11 protein-coding genes and 2 pseudogenes are annotated in these 13,355 nt (G+C 53.4%); 6 read left to right on the top strand and 7 right to left on the bottom strand.

What is annotated here, in order from left to right; genetic code table 11:
- The first annotated feature begins 317 nt into the window (after positions 1-317).
- Positions 318-1,156: pseudogene (locus CUC44_RS10525) on the top strand (IS5 family transposase).
- A gap of 283 nt (positions 1,157-1,439) precedes the next feature.
- A complete protein-coding gene (locus CUC44_RS20960; RefSeq protein WP_157812772.1) occupies positions 1,440-3,026 on the top strand; it encodes a hypothetical protein in 1,587 nt (528 codons plus the stop codon).
- Here CUC44_RS20960 and CUC44_RS10515 read toward each other — a convergent pair.
- From CUC44_RS10515 to CUC44_RS10490, 5 genes are all read right to left on the bottom strand, one after another.
- Complete coding sequence (locus CUC44_RS10515) at positions 3,016-3,930, bottom strand: hypothetical protein (protein ID WP_157812771.1); 915 nt, start codon at positions 3,928-3,930, stop codon at positions 3,016-3,018. The genes CUC44_RS20960 and CUC44_RS10515 overlap by 11 nt on opposite strands.
- A 512-nt stretch (positions 3,931-4,442) precedes the next feature.
- Positions 4,443-5,537 (bottom strand): TniQ family protein, encoded by a 1,095-nt coding sequence (locus tag CUC44_RS10505; RefSeq protein ID WP_244166762.1) that lies wholly within the window; start codon positions 5,535-5,537, stop codon positions 4,443-4,445.
- Entirely contained in the window at positions 5,534-6,424 is an 891-nt protein-coding gene (locus CUC44_RS10500) for a TniB family NTP-binding protein (protein WP_039213059.1), read from the bottom strand. Before CUC44_RS10500 ends, CUC44_RS10505 begins: the two co-directional genes overlap by 4 nt.
- Complete coding sequence (locus CUC44_RS10495; RefSeq protein WP_208621055.1) at positions 6,421-8,349, bottom strand: Mu transposase C-terminal domain-containing protein; 1,929 nt, start codon at positions 8,347-8,349, stop codon at positions 6,421-6,423. Before CUC44_RS10495 ends, CUC44_RS10500 begins: the two co-directional genes overlap by 4 nt.
- A complete protein-coding gene (locus tag CUC44_RS10490) occupies positions 8,342-9,031 on the bottom strand; it encodes a TnsA endonuclease N-terminal domain-containing protein (protein ID WP_100860043.1) in 690 nt (229 codons plus the stop codon). Before CUC44_RS10490 ends, CUC44_RS10495 begins: the two co-directional genes overlap by 8 nt.
- 111 nt (positions 9,032-9,142) lie before the next feature.
- Here CUC44_RS10490 and CUC44_RS10485 point away from each other — a divergent pair.
- The 3 genes and pseudogenes from CUC44_RS10485 to CUC44_RS10475 form a co-directional block, all read left to right on the top strand.
- A pseudogene (locus CUC44_RS10485) lies at positions 9,143-9,817 on the top strand (ATP-binding protein); the annotation flags it as partial.
- Positions 9,818-9,954: 137 nt separating this feature from the next.
- Positions 9,955-10,854: an acyltransferase gene (locus CUC44_RS10480; RefSeq protein WP_100859911.1), complete on the top strand. Its 900-nt coding sequence runs from the start codon at positions 9,955-9,957 to the stop codon at positions 10,852-10,854.
- 9 nt (positions 10,855-10,863) lie between these two features.
- Positions 10,864-11,817: an acyltransferase gene (locus CUC44_RS10475; protein ID WP_100859910.1), complete on the top strand. Its 954-nt coding sequence runs from the start codon at positions 10,864-10,866 to the stop codon at positions 11,815-11,817.
- On the opposite strand, the gene CUC44_RS10470 is transcribed toward CUC44_RS10475, so the two are convergent.
- Entirely contained in the window at positions 11,763-12,248 is a 486-nt protein-coding gene (locus tag CUC44_RS10470) for a 2-thiouracil desulfurase family protein (RefSeq protein ID WP_100859909.1), read from the bottom strand. The genes CUC44_RS10475 and CUC44_RS10470 overlap by 55 nt on opposite strands.
- The gene (locus CUC44_RS10465) at positions 12,245-12,895 is read right to left on the bottom strand and encodes an NUDIX hydrolase (RefSeq protein WP_100859908.1); all 651 of its coding nucleotides are present in this window, start codon (positions 12,893-12,895) and stop codon (positions 12,245-12,247) included. Before CUC44_RS10465 ends, CUC44_RS10470 begins: the two co-directional genes overlap by 4 nt.
- Positions 12,896-12,968: 73 nt before the next feature.
- On the opposite strand from CUC44_RS10465, the gene CUC44_RS10460 reads away from it, so the two are divergent.
- On the top strand, positions 12,969-13,355 hold a 387-nt coding region (locus CUC44_RS10460; RefSeq protein WP_482746742.1), incomplete at its 3' end, for a cysteine hydrolase family protein.

The raw sequence follows: 13,355 nt of genomic DNA, 5'->3' as shown, positions 1-13,355 counted from the left end.
GCCGGTGTCTTATTTATAAGATACTCTTTGCTGTTGATAATATCAAAACATGCCTTGAGAAATTAGAGGAATGGCTCTCTGGCGTCTCTATTGCATGACAACCCCATTTTCAATCAGAATTGCGAGATCCGGCGCGTACCGCTGGATGAACAATACTAGACGGCTTATAGCTTAAGCCTGCGTCGTTGCTCAAATCCATCTAGCCCGGACGGAATTTTTGACGTAACGGGGGCTCTGATCTCCAAATCTTCTATCATGTCAGCTCCATGGGTAAGCCGCTTCACCCCGTCGTCAACTGGTCGTAGTACAACCAATCCCTGATTGTTAACCTTCTGGGTGGACTCTGATGCAATGGGCAACTGGCTCCACCAAGATCATCAAGGCCTGTGAGGACACAGCCAGCACTACACTGACTCAGTCCATTTGTACCTTCCTAATGCTTAAAGGGATTTTCAGCCTTTCCCTGCGTGCGACCCAGGGCTTGTTCGGCTCGCTGTTTGCTTTGATGAAAGTGCCGCTGCGTGCTTCGAGTTACACCTGCGTCAGCAAGCTGGCCAGTACGCTCAAGGTGGCCTATCGGCAGCCCTTCCAAAGGGAGGATAACGGACTTGGTCATCGATTTCACCGGTCTAAACATCTTTGGCAAAGGCGAGTGGAAGAAGCAAAAACACGAGCCAGATAAGCGTCAGGTCTGGCGCATGCTGCATCTGACAGTGGACCCAACTAGCCACAACATCGTGGCAGCAGAGGTCTCACTGGAAAATGTCCATGACACTTAGGTCTTGCCCACCCTGCTCAATCCGCTGCGCCGCGCCTTAGGTACGGTGTATGCCGATTGTGGTTATGACCTCAAGGCCTGCAATGAGTTGATAATGCGTAAAGGAGCCGCGGCCTGCATCAATGCTGGCCTCTGGGAGGAGGGATATCCGCGCAATAATGCAGTGCTGGAAAAAGGGGCTGCAGCTGCCCCACTGGAAGAGAATATCCGGTTATCAGCTGTGCTAGCACGGAGACAGCAATGTTGCGGTTTAGCAATTGATGACGGTGAAGCTAAGCTTGCGAGATTATAACAGCCAGATGGGTGAAGTGATGGAGTATGTGAGTGCCATGAACAAGTTGCACCCTAGATATGCCTGTTAGAAAGCCCAAAGTATAGCTATTACTCGGGGCTGGGGGGAATGACGTTTCAATATCTGATTTAGGCAACAACGCCGCTTATACCTAGTCAGTTTGAGTTTGCCAGGGCAGCGCTGATGGCCGTCTTTTCGCCTTGCAAGCATTGTTCGAAGAGGTCGACTGAGTTGCTGTTTGATTTACTCGGGTTACACAATGTGATCCTATTCAAGGATCAGTTTTGGTGGGAGGTGGCATTCTGGGCGACCGCACTCGCCATTCTGCTGCGCTGGGCACGGCCATAATCTAAAAAATACATGAATAACATGAAAGCTCCATTCACGATTGAAAAACTATCTGCACACGAAGAAACCTGGAGAATCGATTGGTTTGGCAATGTGGCCTATCCAGACCTGAACAGGCAGCAATCTCAGCCATCCATTGCAGTGCAGTTGTCTCGGCACCCACGTCCCCACCCCATGAAAGAAAGTGACAGGAAAGAGATATGGTTGCCAATTGGACTTCTGCCATTCTTAAAGGTAGGCGACATCTGGCAACACGGTCAGGCAACCGGTGAAAATACCGCTCCGACAAAAGAAGCATTTCTTAAGCTGAAAATAAGTGCTGAAACAACAAGCTTTTATAAAGCTGGCGGAAAACCAAATTCCGAAAAGTATGGGGCGTTACGTTCATTAATATACTGGCTACCTATTCATTTGCATCCATGGCATAGCGCACATACACATTCGAACTGCATCGTCATCACAGACCGAACTCAACTACAAATCATCATCCCTTGTATGGAGCTCATACGCTTTTACTTCGGATCTTCGAGCTCGCTTTTATCTACCCTTTTCAAGCCAACACTTACCCGAACTGAGTTAGCTAAGCAGTACGTAAAACGCTCAGATGAATCTGTGTTTCTCCGTCTTGCTGATGGAATCTCTGGTGCATCCGCCGCAGACATTGCACGAATACTCTACTCCCCTGCAGCTTGGAGTGCGGCTTCTTTGATCGGGAAAAGTGCTCTTTCTTGCTCCAGCCTTGGTCTCCCAATCTACCCAAAATGCCGTTTTCCTTTTGATGGTGAAACAGATCTACACGTTTCTGGACAATGGCTCAGGCATGATGGATCGCAAGTTGGAACATTTATTGTTTATGAGATCCTTTCCTGTTCTTATGAGTTTCCGTTTAAATCCATCCGATATGTAGCTACTGGGAATAAAACCAAATTCAAGCCGTCAGACTCGGCCGATCGGCCTGATCAACAAAAAAGTGAAAGAAAAAATAATGATGCCATTTTATTAACTGATACAGATCCAGATGAGAAGAGACAGACTAGGCATGTACAGTTCATCTCAGCTAGTTCCAGATTCCCGGATCTCGAAACTAAAACCATTTTTAGAAACCCTAGTTTTTCGATTCCAAAAGAAGAGCCTTACTCCACTGCTCCTCCAGGTGCATTCAGTGTCGGAGCAACAGATCAAGGTAAGGGCATTACCCCCGTAGAAATCGAAAGTGGAGTAACCTCTCAACACTTTGATATTCAAGAGTTACCTGAGTTCTTCCAGGCTGGGCTATCAACATTGCAGAATGCGCTTTGCTTCACCCTCATGACGCCTTACAGCCTAGCTGCATATGCGTTCCCGATCCCTGTCATCCATGACCCACAGATGAATCCCTACGCTACTTGCTTTATTCAAAATGGAAGCGAGAAACCAAGACGTCGCATGATGGGGTGCGTGCAAGTTGAGTACACCGACCGGGTTGAAGGGACTCTCATCCTTGAGCCTATCTACGGCGATATGCCCGAGATTATTTCGTTTGAGCTCTCTGAGGAATTTTTTGATCTGAATTTGGTGAAAAAGCAGCTCCGTGTTTATTGGGGAGAACAGACTGAACTTACAACTTGATTGAACACTTTGGGATCCAATAGGTCAGCCCTGCATGATGGAAAATTAGCCCGTCACCATCGTCTTCAAGCCCCTCTTTCGCAATCTGCTGCCTGATACTGACATTCGACAACCCGTGAAAGTATGCCAGAGCAGTGATAGCCCACATTTTTTGAAATGCCTTATCAGACCTAGACATTTGAACCATTTCTGCAAGCCTCTTTTCCAGCACAGATTTAGCCTGATTTTTATGCTTCTTTTGATGGATCTGCCTCACATCCAGCACGGCATGCTGCTCCCGGTTCAGGTACGTAATAAAGCCATACACAGCAGCCTTTTGTCCTGGGTATTGGGAGAGATATGCACACAAGTCTTTTTGGTCAGGGATAGATCGCCCCGCTTTGAGACTTTGCCCCAGTAATTTCTTGGCCGGAGTCAACGCTAGCCGCACAGATCTCAGCGATAGTCCCCCTTGCTGATGCTTGGTACTCAGATATTGGTAGTAGCCCACCAACAATCGGTTGGCCAGTGGATCTGAAACACCGAGAAGAAGTCGTTCAATACCCCTTGCCTCTGAGTCTTCAAGCCTAGAATTGCCATCCTCAACCCATCCATGGCTATCTATCAGCCAGCGAACAGCTAAACGATGACGTCTCAGCATGTCAGCACCAAATTGCTTCACCAATTGCTGATAACTCATTGATTCATTTATATAGAGTTGCTGTATTGATTCGAAAAATGCCAAATATCGAGCAAGCAACCTCGATGCTCGGCGGGCACCACAATGTCCTAGAAGCCAGCACGAAAAAGATTGATACAACTCCTGCACTGGGGGATGAAGCACCTCTTGATTGAAATGAAGCCGCTGCTCAAAAACCTGCAGCCAGTGGCAATTTTTGCATGTATCCCCCAGGCCTGCTGGCATGGGGGCCCCGCATTTTGAACAGGGTATAGCTCCTAACGCCAAACACCTCGAACATAGCTTTTGTCCATTGGGTGCATCCTGCAATCGCCGAGATCGGCCACAAGCCTGGCAACAGGCATGGTCAGCTCTAGCACATCGAGGACAGACGGGTTCATCAAAACCAAGACGCAGTACCCGAGAAAGGTGGCGCGAAACTGAGCCACACCAACTACACGCCTTCTCTTCAGCAAAGTACCTCGCACATGCCATGCATACAGGTCCATATTCACTCATTAGCCCGAGTCGATACCCCTCCTTGCCGCAGCGAACACAGGGTTTACGCTTTTCGCAACTCGAACAGATTGCATTAGGATGCCTCTCTGGCAACCGAGCCATCTCACCGCATTGAGGACATGGTTTGCGCTTAAATTCACGCGCATAGCATGTTCCACAATAGGGCTCTTTCTTGAAGATCCGGTGCGCTCGCTCCATCCGTCGACCGCAGCCGAAACACTCTCGGGTAGAGATATCGTTCATCGCAGCAGGCCATGGCGGCGTAACAATCTGGCCCATTCACGGCGAACAACCTCTTTGGCTTTCGGCCTCCGGATCTGAATGGGATTAGTTCTGATACGTTGAATGCTGTTTGCCGGTAGAGCATCGATCCAGTCCATCACTGCCTGTGATGGCCAAGTCAGTTCATTCATCAACGTATTGCGTGAGACACCATATTCCTTGAGTAAATGGAGCAGTAGGTTGCGCTCAAGGGATAGCATCTGAGCCACCGCTGCCAGGAGGGGTTTTCTTTGCTCAAGCGGTAACAGCTCTATTGGTAACTGTGTTGGTGGCAACGGGAGTGAGTGCAAATCAATTCCAGTGGCCTGGATAAAATCCCCTAAATGCGAAGGTGCTTTTTGTTCTCTGGATGCCGAGCGTCGGATGAGATTGAGTAAGAGCTTGGCCAATACAAACCAGTCTAGGGATGATATCTGTCGGCCTCCCCAGTCTACTGCCCCTGTGCCAAAGACATTGGACGCTAGTTTCTGGAAATCCGGCTGCATCGCCCCAACACGAGCAGAGACCGCCGAGCTGAGGTCATAGCCACAATGGAAGCAAATCCCTATGTGAGGTGTCTGTGCTGAAACTCGGTGATACTGAACCGGCATATTGCAGGAAGGGCAGCACTCAATCAGCTCATGATGATGTAGAGGACAGTAGGTATGCCATGCCAAGCGCCATTGCCACCGAAAATAAGGGTCATCCATTCGTAAGCAACCTGGACAATAGGGTACGCCCATCTTGTGCTGACGATTACGACTCCCCATTGCGATCACCCAAGGCAAATTGGAAGGCCTTTTCCCGATTAAAAGGATTTTCCCATCCAAATGATGAAACAGGGTCATGTTACTCAGCTCATCAATACTCAAGCCTGATGAGCCGCACAGGCTCTGTAATCTTGTGTCATCAAGGGTACGATCAATATCGACTGTCCAGGCTCTCCATGTTGGCCATACAGCGGATGTGAGAGACATTGGATCACACCCATGAGCCAAGGATGCTCTGACGAGCCAAGAGGACAACAGCTCGTCCTTGAGAGGGGATATCTGTACAGGCCAGATAAGGCTCACCTCATGGTTTCTCTCAGGCCGTTTGTGGGACGAAGCCACATGTGCTGTGCAATCAGGTCACGGCTGACTTGCTCCGAACCATCCTTGATTGCTGCGATGGCACATGTGGAAAGTAATCGCTGCAGATTGCCCAGATTACCTCCTGAGATAGCATGGAGAAGCTGGATGCACTCTGCTGTGCGCAATGACGATGGCCGCTTTAGCGGCAAGATACGCTCGAAACTTAGCACCAACTTTGCGAACTCGTTGTCCAGCTTCCAAGCTGGCAGGGTTTTGACATCAAAGCGACTGGCATGTTGGGGATCTGTGTGCAGAACACGAACAGCCTCTGTCGTCCCCACCGCCACAATAGGGATCATTAGTTCATTACATAGCAGTTTAATGGCATTCATGAGCTCCCGCTGTTTGATTGCAGATCCAGCCAGCAGCGAGTGAAACTCGTCGATAATCAGCATCTTCACCTTACATACCCGGCAGAGGTGAATAACCTGGTAGCGCAGTTTTACTGTTGGATCAGATATTCGGTAGGGCGTGAAAAATCGCTCCAGTATCGATACATATAACCCTTTCTCATCAGCCGTTGGCGGTGATTCCGCGAGGATGATGGGCTTGAATCCTTCTGGGTGTTCATCCTCAGTAGCCTTGTAATACTGCTCATGGAAATGACGCACAATTGTAGTCTTGCCGTTGTTGGGCTCACCAACCAGTAGCAAATTCAACATCCTGGGTTTCTTAGGCTGTTCAACAAGCTCATTGAGAGCTGCCAGTATCTGGTTGGCCGCAGTGTAACCAATCCACCTCGGCTGGTTTATGAAGGCCATTCGCTCTTGGTCCGACAGATTCATCACATGTCGGAAGTCGGGATGAAGGTGCGCGAGATCATTCATGCTATATCTCCATCGTCGTAAGGCTCTATCTCGCTGAAATCTAGCGCTGATGGCTCAGGTATCGGAGATATGGGTGTGCCGGGGACCGGCAAGGGGGTTGCAGGACTAATACCTTTCTCATGTTCACGTCTGCGTTGTGACTGTCGACGTGCTTTTTTGGTCGAGTTTTTGGACTCTTCGACGATCTCACGCAGTTGAGTGATGGTATTGAGGATCTGGGGTTCAGTCGGGGACACGTATCCCTGCTCTTTCAATCGCTTCCTAGCCTGCTGATACTCCCACATGCTCATTGATGGTAGTGACTGATCTGCCAACGGGACTTTGAAGTATTGCTCTAGCTCTGGGTCAAAGAACCAGATGTAGGAAATATCTCTTGGATCCCGGCGAAAAATGAACTGTCTTTTTGTCCCGGTATCCGGATCTGTGGCGTTGAGCCAGAAGCGCAGCGTGTCTGCAAAGTAGGTGAGCCCCTCAATGGTGACACCGAATACCTGCACGGTTCGTCTGAATGACGGCAGGAAGTCGAGTAGGATCGTCATCCTATCTGCAGGTCTTGGTGGGTAGCCAATCCCGTCAACTTCACTATTTCCATTGATGCCAATATCCCACTTGGCCAGAGGGCTCATGCCAATGCCATTGTGGTAGCGCTGGTGATAGATATTGCAGATAAACGTCACCAGCCACTTCTCGAGCTCGTCCTTGGTCATGACGGCCCGCTTGTCGGAGTCGTAGTCTTTACGGTCCCGGATATTCGAAAATGTGGTTCCTGGCAAGTCATGCAGCTCTTTGACCAGAGTGCCGAGGATCCGCTCTATGTGTCCTCCATATCGGGGTTGTTTGACCGGTCTGAAGCTGAGATTGATGCCGTACATCTGACAGGATTTGCTGAAGTTGATAGAGCGAAAGTCAGCGCCATTATCAACATGGATCGTTTTAGGGATGCCCCATACAGGCCAGCTGCTTTCTACTCGGTGCAATGTCATCCACTCCTCCTTAGGAAGGATGGAATGGGCAACACACATGGCGACAGACGTTTCGGAAGGCGGATCGAAAGAGAGGTAATACCCGGTCACCATCCGGCTATAGACATCCATTGCCAATGTAATCCACGGGCGGCCAATGGGCTTACGATGTATATCGTCTACCAGGATGATGTCGGCTGGCGTGTGGTCAATCTGAATGACAGAGAGAGGATAGTCTGCGCCAGGAAAGCTCCCTGGAGCAGCTGTAAACTTGTTCTTCGCCTTCTCCCTAAAGCCTCGTTTCCTCAGCTGCTCTCGCTCCGATATCTGCTCTACTCTTGCCCTGATAGCCGTGGCCCCAGGGGATGGAATTTTCCTCTTCTCGCATTGGAGAAAAACTTCATTAACAACCTTTTGAATGGAAGATCGCTGAACGGTCAGGTAAATGGATTCAATGGTCTCGTTGATGATCTGCTCTTGCTGAGGGGTCAATCGGGCACGACCACCTCGCCAACCACGGCTCATCGGTATGAGCGCAGATAGTGTCTCTACTGCCTGATATCTGGATAGCCAGCGATACAAGGTTGAAGAGCTGACACCGACTTCGAGAGCACGCTTATTAACCTCCTCTCGTCCAATACTGGGAGCTTGGTCGAGCAAGGGTTTTATGGCTTCGAATCGTTCATTCGCAGCGCGCCAATCCTTATCCTCGATACCGTCGAGGTCAATGCGGGTATCCAGTTTGGCGACCTGCGGATTTGGTGGGGATGAGAGTTCATTAATCGGGAGTAGTTTTTTGCGGCCTGTGATTACGTCACTCCCAAGCAGACTGTTGAAGTCGATTTGCTGCACGATTCGGTATGTCAGTCCTTCATGCTGAACAAACTGACCAACGTCCAGAGCCAGCCGCTGGCGGATGGGGACTATGCCACCTTGCGTCCTTGTTGGCTTGTTATTATCCATTTTGAAGCGTCCAAAGTACGGTCTCGCCATCAAGCTGCTGTGTGATGTCACAGTCGATTTTACGCATTGCCAAGAGATACCAAATGGCAACAGCCCAGGGGCGTTCATCTCCTGCTATTACCCCACAGTGAGCGAACAGAGCATCACGACTCAACGGCCCTATTTGATACAGAGCATGCAGTAACGTATCTGTGTGTCCTGGTGCTTGAGCAAAACGTTGGTAACGGTCAAGGAACTTGATGTTTTCCAGCGCACGGTCGCGGATCCGCGACTCGTCATAGATCTTGAATAACCATCCTTGATTGCGGGCAAAACGTCTTGCGGCCTTCCACTTGGATGACCATGCCCGCCAGTTTTCCACCCATAGATCCCGGGGTTTTACTTCTACCAGGACATGTTGTGTGGCTTCACCATTGAGGTGCCGTAAGGACATCAGAAAATCAGGGGTATAGGTGTAGGGCCGACCGTTGTCACCGATGAATGGGATCTCAGCAGGCTGAGGAGTGATAGAGACAATATTGGGGAAAAATTCGTGGCGAATGAGGAAGTCGCGCTCCAGCGTGGATTCATACTGGATCGCCTCTTTTCCACGGAACTGATAGCTACCGGAGACACTTCGGCGGGTAGGACCTATCTTACGAACTTGACGCACCTGAACCTTGTCGCAGCTATTTCCACTCAAAGTAGACCTCGTCTCATCTATTGACAAAAAATCGTCTCATCTATTTGAGTAAAAATAGCCCTAACTCATTGATCTATGGTTTGAGCTGTCTCACTAATTTCGAAAAATGACAGTGGCAGCCACCCCAGGCCGGGGGAAATTTCCCTGGCCCACAATGGCGTGTTGTTTTTGGACGAGCTGCCGGAGTTTGAGCGCAAGGTGCTGGATGCCCTGCGCGAACCGCTGGAAACAGGTCACATCACCATCAGCCGGGCCGCCCGCCAGGTGGATTTCCCCGCCCGCTTTCAGCTCATCGGGGCCATGAATCCCAGCCCCTGCGGCCACTATGGGGACGGTCAGACCCGCTCCAGCCCGGATCAGATCCTGCGCTACCTCGGCAAGCTCTCCGGTCCCTTCCTCGACCGCTTCGATCTGACGGTGGAGGTGCCGCTGCTGCCCAAGGGCAGCCTCACCGGCAAGGCCCAGCGGGGAGAATCGAGCCAGCAGATCCGCGAACGGGTACTGGCAGCGAGGGAGCGGATGCTGGCCCGCAACGGCAAGCTCAACAACCTGCTGGATAGCCGTGAAATCGAAGCCATTTGTCGATTATCACCACAAGATGCCGAATTTTTGGAGAGTGCCATCCAGAGGCTGGGGCTCAGCATCCGGGCCTGGCACCGCATATTGCGGGTGTCGCGCACCATAGCCGATCTGGCGGGGCGGCCCGCCATCGAGCGGGAGCATCTGATAGAGGCGCTCGGCTACCGGGCCATGGACAGGCTGCTATCCCGGCTGCGCAGCGGTTGAATCTTGGGGGTTTAAGGATGAGTGAGTCCTATACGGGTCAAGCTGCCATACATGGTCTAGTGACGCATCGGCTGATACTATGAGCACAGATCAGACCACTTGTTGGTCACCCACAGACAAGAAGACGGACGCGACTCATGGCCAACAAGCTGATAGAGCGACTGCGTGGCAGCCTCTCGACCCTGCTCTATTTTCTCAACACCCTGTTCTGGTTTGTTCCCATCCTGCTGCTCGGCCTGGTGAAACTGCTGCTGCCGCTCAAGGGCTGGCGCACCCTGTGCAACGCCCTGCTGGACGGCTGTGCCAGCTGCTGGATTGGTTTCAACAACCTGATCCAGAAAGTCATCATCAGAACCGATTTTGAGGTGGTCGGAGTGGACAAAGGGAGCCGGAATGAGTGGTATATGGTGATTGCCAACCATCAATCCTGGGTCGACATACTGGTATTACAGCGGATTTTTAATCAGAAAATCCCCTTCCTGAAGTTTTTCCTCAAGAAAGAACTGATTTGGGTACCTTTTCTCGGTCTGGCCTGGTGGGCGCTGGATTTTCCCTTCATGCGACGTTACTCCCGTAAATTTCTGGAAAAACGACCCCATCTGAAGGGAAAAGACATAGAAACGACGCGCAAGGCCTGTGCCAAGTTCCGCCACATTCCGGTGAGTGTGATGAACTTCGTCGAGGGTACCCGCTTCACCGCCCACAAACATGACAAACAGGCCGCCCCCTATCGCCACCTGCTGCATCCGAGAGCCGGCGGTGTCGCCTTTACCCTGGCGGCCATGGGGGATCAGCTGCACAAACTGGTGGATGTGACCATCGCCTATCCGGGCGGCATTCCCAGCTATTGGGACTTCATGTGCGGCCGGGTCAAGGAGATCAAGGTTCGGGTGCGGTTTCTGCCGATCGAACGCAATCTGGTGGGGGATTACTTCAATGACCCCGAGTTCCAACAAGAGTTTCAACAGTGGTTGAACGGGATCTGGCACGAGAAGGACCAGACCCTGAGCCAACTGCTGGCGGACGAGACACAGTAAACGACGCCCATGCTAACGTTTCTCCCCGGCCCGCTGGTGATGTTCATCAGCGCCAGCCTGACCATATTGTTCATCATCCTGGTCTCCAGCCTGATCCTGCTGGTCTCCCTGGTCAAGCTGCTGCCGATCCCGGCCCTTGGCCGCGCCTGCAGCCGCATCAACAACGGCATCATGCGCTGCTGGCTCGGCTGCAACGCCTTCGTGATCCGCTTGACCACCCGCATCGAGTGGCAGATCGAAGATGACACCCAACTGCGCAAGGATGGCTGGTATCTGATCATCAGCAATCACATGAGCTGGACCGACATAGTGGTGCTGGGTCACCTGTTCCGGGACCGGCTGCCGGTGCCCAAGTTCTTCATGAAGCACGAACTCATCTATATCCCCTTGATGGGGCTGGCCTGCTGGGGATTGGACATGCCCTTCATGCGCCGCTATTCACGGGAGTTCCTGCTGCGAAACCCGCATTTGAGAGGGAAAGATATCGAAACAACCCGCAGCGCCTGCGAGAAGTTTCGCCATATCCCCACCACCGTCATCAACTTCGTGGAAGGTACCCGCTTCACCGAGCCCAAGCGGGATGCGGCGCGCTCCCCCTATCGACACCTGATGCCTCCCAAGGCGGCGGGGCTAGCGTTCACCCTGGCCGCCATGGGGGAGCAGTTCGACAGCCTGATCAACGTCACCATCAGCTACCCGGACAACAGCGAGACGCCCTTCAAGGACTTCCTGATGGGGCGGATGAAGCGCATCCGGGTACGCATCGAGGAGCTGCCCGTGGACGAGCAGTTGGTGGGGGATTACTTCAACGACAAGCAGTTCAAGCGCGGCTTCCAGCAGTGGCTGAACCAGCGTTGGCAGGAGAAGGACAGGACGCTGGCCCAGTGGCAGGAGGCCGACGCCCTGAGTCAGGCAGAGGTGGCTGCCGCCAAGGCGAGCGCCGAGGCCAACTCCGGCAACTGATCCTCACTGAATACCCGAATGCCGTGGCGGCGCAGCAGGGCCGTGGTTTTGCCCTCGCCCGCCATGGAAGTCCCCTCGAAGCGGCCGTCATAGATACGGCCGCTGCCGCAGGAGGGACTGCCCTCTTTGAGCAGGGCGAAGCGAATACCCTGGGCCTGACAGAGTTGCAGTGCGAGTTCGGCGCCGCGATCGAACTCGGTCGTCACATCCAGCCCGCTTGCGGTCACCACCCGCTCACCCTGCCGCTCGGCAGGAGGGCGCGGGGTCGGCAGGCCACCCGCCACCTCGGGGCAGAACGCCAGTGTCCTACCCTCGGCCCCCAGCGCGTTCAGCCAGTCGCTGATGATGCCCTTGCTCTGGCCGTCGTAGCGCACCGGCTGCCCCAGCAGACAGGCGCTGACCAGCACCTTGTGCACACCGACCTGACTCATGCTTCCGCTCCATGCATCACCTGATCGAACATCACGCAGCAGGGGCTCTCCAGCCGGTAGAGGATGGCGGGGCGCTGCTTGCCGGTACGTTTGCGGCCCGTGTCCACCAGGATGTCGGCACGGTGGATCCGCTTGCGAAAAGCCGCCGTGTTCATGGGGGTCTGTAGCACTATCTCGAAGGCGCGCTGCACCTCGGAGAGGGTGAACTCGGGCCCCAGCAGTTGCAGTGGCAGCGTGCTGTAACGGCTCTTGATGCGCAGCCGCTCCAGCCCCTTGGCGATGAGGTTTATATGATCGAAGGCGAGGCTGAGCCCGGGCAGGGCCGAGAGCGGCTGCCAGCAGCCGCGCACCACCTCCACCTCGGGCTCCACCAGACAGAGATAAACGAGGGTGGTGGACCAGCCGCGCGGATCCCGCTCCAGGTTGCCGAGGGTGCAGACCTGCTCGCTGTAGCAGTGGCCCAGCCCCCACTCCGCCAGCAGGCGATGGCGAGCGGCGTCCAGATCCCGGTCCCGGGTCTCGTCGATGCGCAGGGCCGGCAGCTGCCAGCATTGGGCAAAGGGGGGACGATCGCGGGTCTCGAGAAGCAGCTCGAGCCGCTCCTCGTTCAACCGCAGCACCACCATATCCAGACTCATTCTCGGCATCTTGGTCGACCTGCTCGCCTTCTAATAATGTTTGGTAGATAATATCACAAGAATAGTATGTGCAGGAGCCATCATGGGAACCGTTGCCAGCCTGGATATTGATGCGCAGAAGGGGTTCACCCCCCTCTGCCCGAACGAACTGCCCGTCGTGGGCGGGGATGAGATAGTGGCTGCGCTCAACGCTCAGGCGGCCCTCGCCAGCCTGCGTATCGGCAGCAAGGATGCCCATCCCCGCAATGCCGCCTGGGTCGTCACCGATCCCGCCGGCATGCTGCTGCCGCTGGACATGCCCAACGCCGATCTCACCTGGCCGGCGCACTGCGTGCCGGGCACCCCGGGCTTCGAGCTATTGGACGGCCTGCCCGCCCCCATCGACTACGACTTCTTCGTCTGGAAGGGGGTCGAGCCGGATCTCCATCCCTACGGCGCCTGCTTCCACGATCTCGCCGAGCGGCGCAGC

The sequence above is a fragment of the Aeromonas lusitana genome (assembly GCF_002812985.1).
GTDB lineage: Bacteria > Pseudomonadota > Gammaproteobacteria > Enterobacterales > Aeromonadaceae > Aeromonas > Aeromonas lusitana.
The sequence above is the reverse complement of the archived record's forward strand: the minus strand, read 5'-3'. Positions and strand labels throughout refer to the sequence as shown.

What these genes read in the sequence shown, in the direction of transcription:
- CUC44_RS20960 (WP_157812772.1), top strand. Translation starts at nt 1,440, where the DNA reads ATGAAAGCTCCATTCACGATTGAAAAACTATCTGCACACGAAGAAACC.
- CUC44_RS10515 (WP_157812771.1), bottom strand. Translation starts at nt 3,930, where the DNA reads ATGCCAGCAGGCCTGGGGGATACATGCAAAAATTGCCACTGGCTGCAG.
- CUC44_RS10500 (WP_039213059.1), bottom strand. Translation starts at nt 6,424, where the DNA reads ATGAATGATCTCGCGCACCTTCATCCCGACTTCCGACATGTGATGAAT.
- CUC44_RS10495 (WP_208621055.1), bottom strand. Translation starts at nt 8,349, where the DNA reads ATGGATAATAACAAGCCAACAAGGACGCAAGGTGGCATAGTCCCCATC.
- CUC44_RS10480 (WP_100859911.1), top strand. Translation starts at nt 9,955, where the DNA reads ATGGCCAACAAGCTGATAGAGCGACTGCGTGGCAGCCTCTCGACCCTG.
- CUC44_RS10475 (WP_100859910.1), top strand. Translation starts at nt 10,864, where the DNA reads ATGCTAACGTTTCTCCCCGGCCCGCTGGTGATGTTCATCAGCGCCAGC.
- CUC44_RS10470 (WP_100859909.1), bottom strand. Translation starts at nt 12,248, where the DNA reads ATGAGTCAGGTCGGTGTGCACAAGGTGCTGGTCAGCGCCTGTCTGCTG.
- CUC44_RS10465 (WP_100859908.1), bottom strand. Translation starts at nt 12,895, where the DNA reads ATGCCGAGAATGAGTCTGGATATGGTGGTGCTGCGGTTGAACGAGGAG.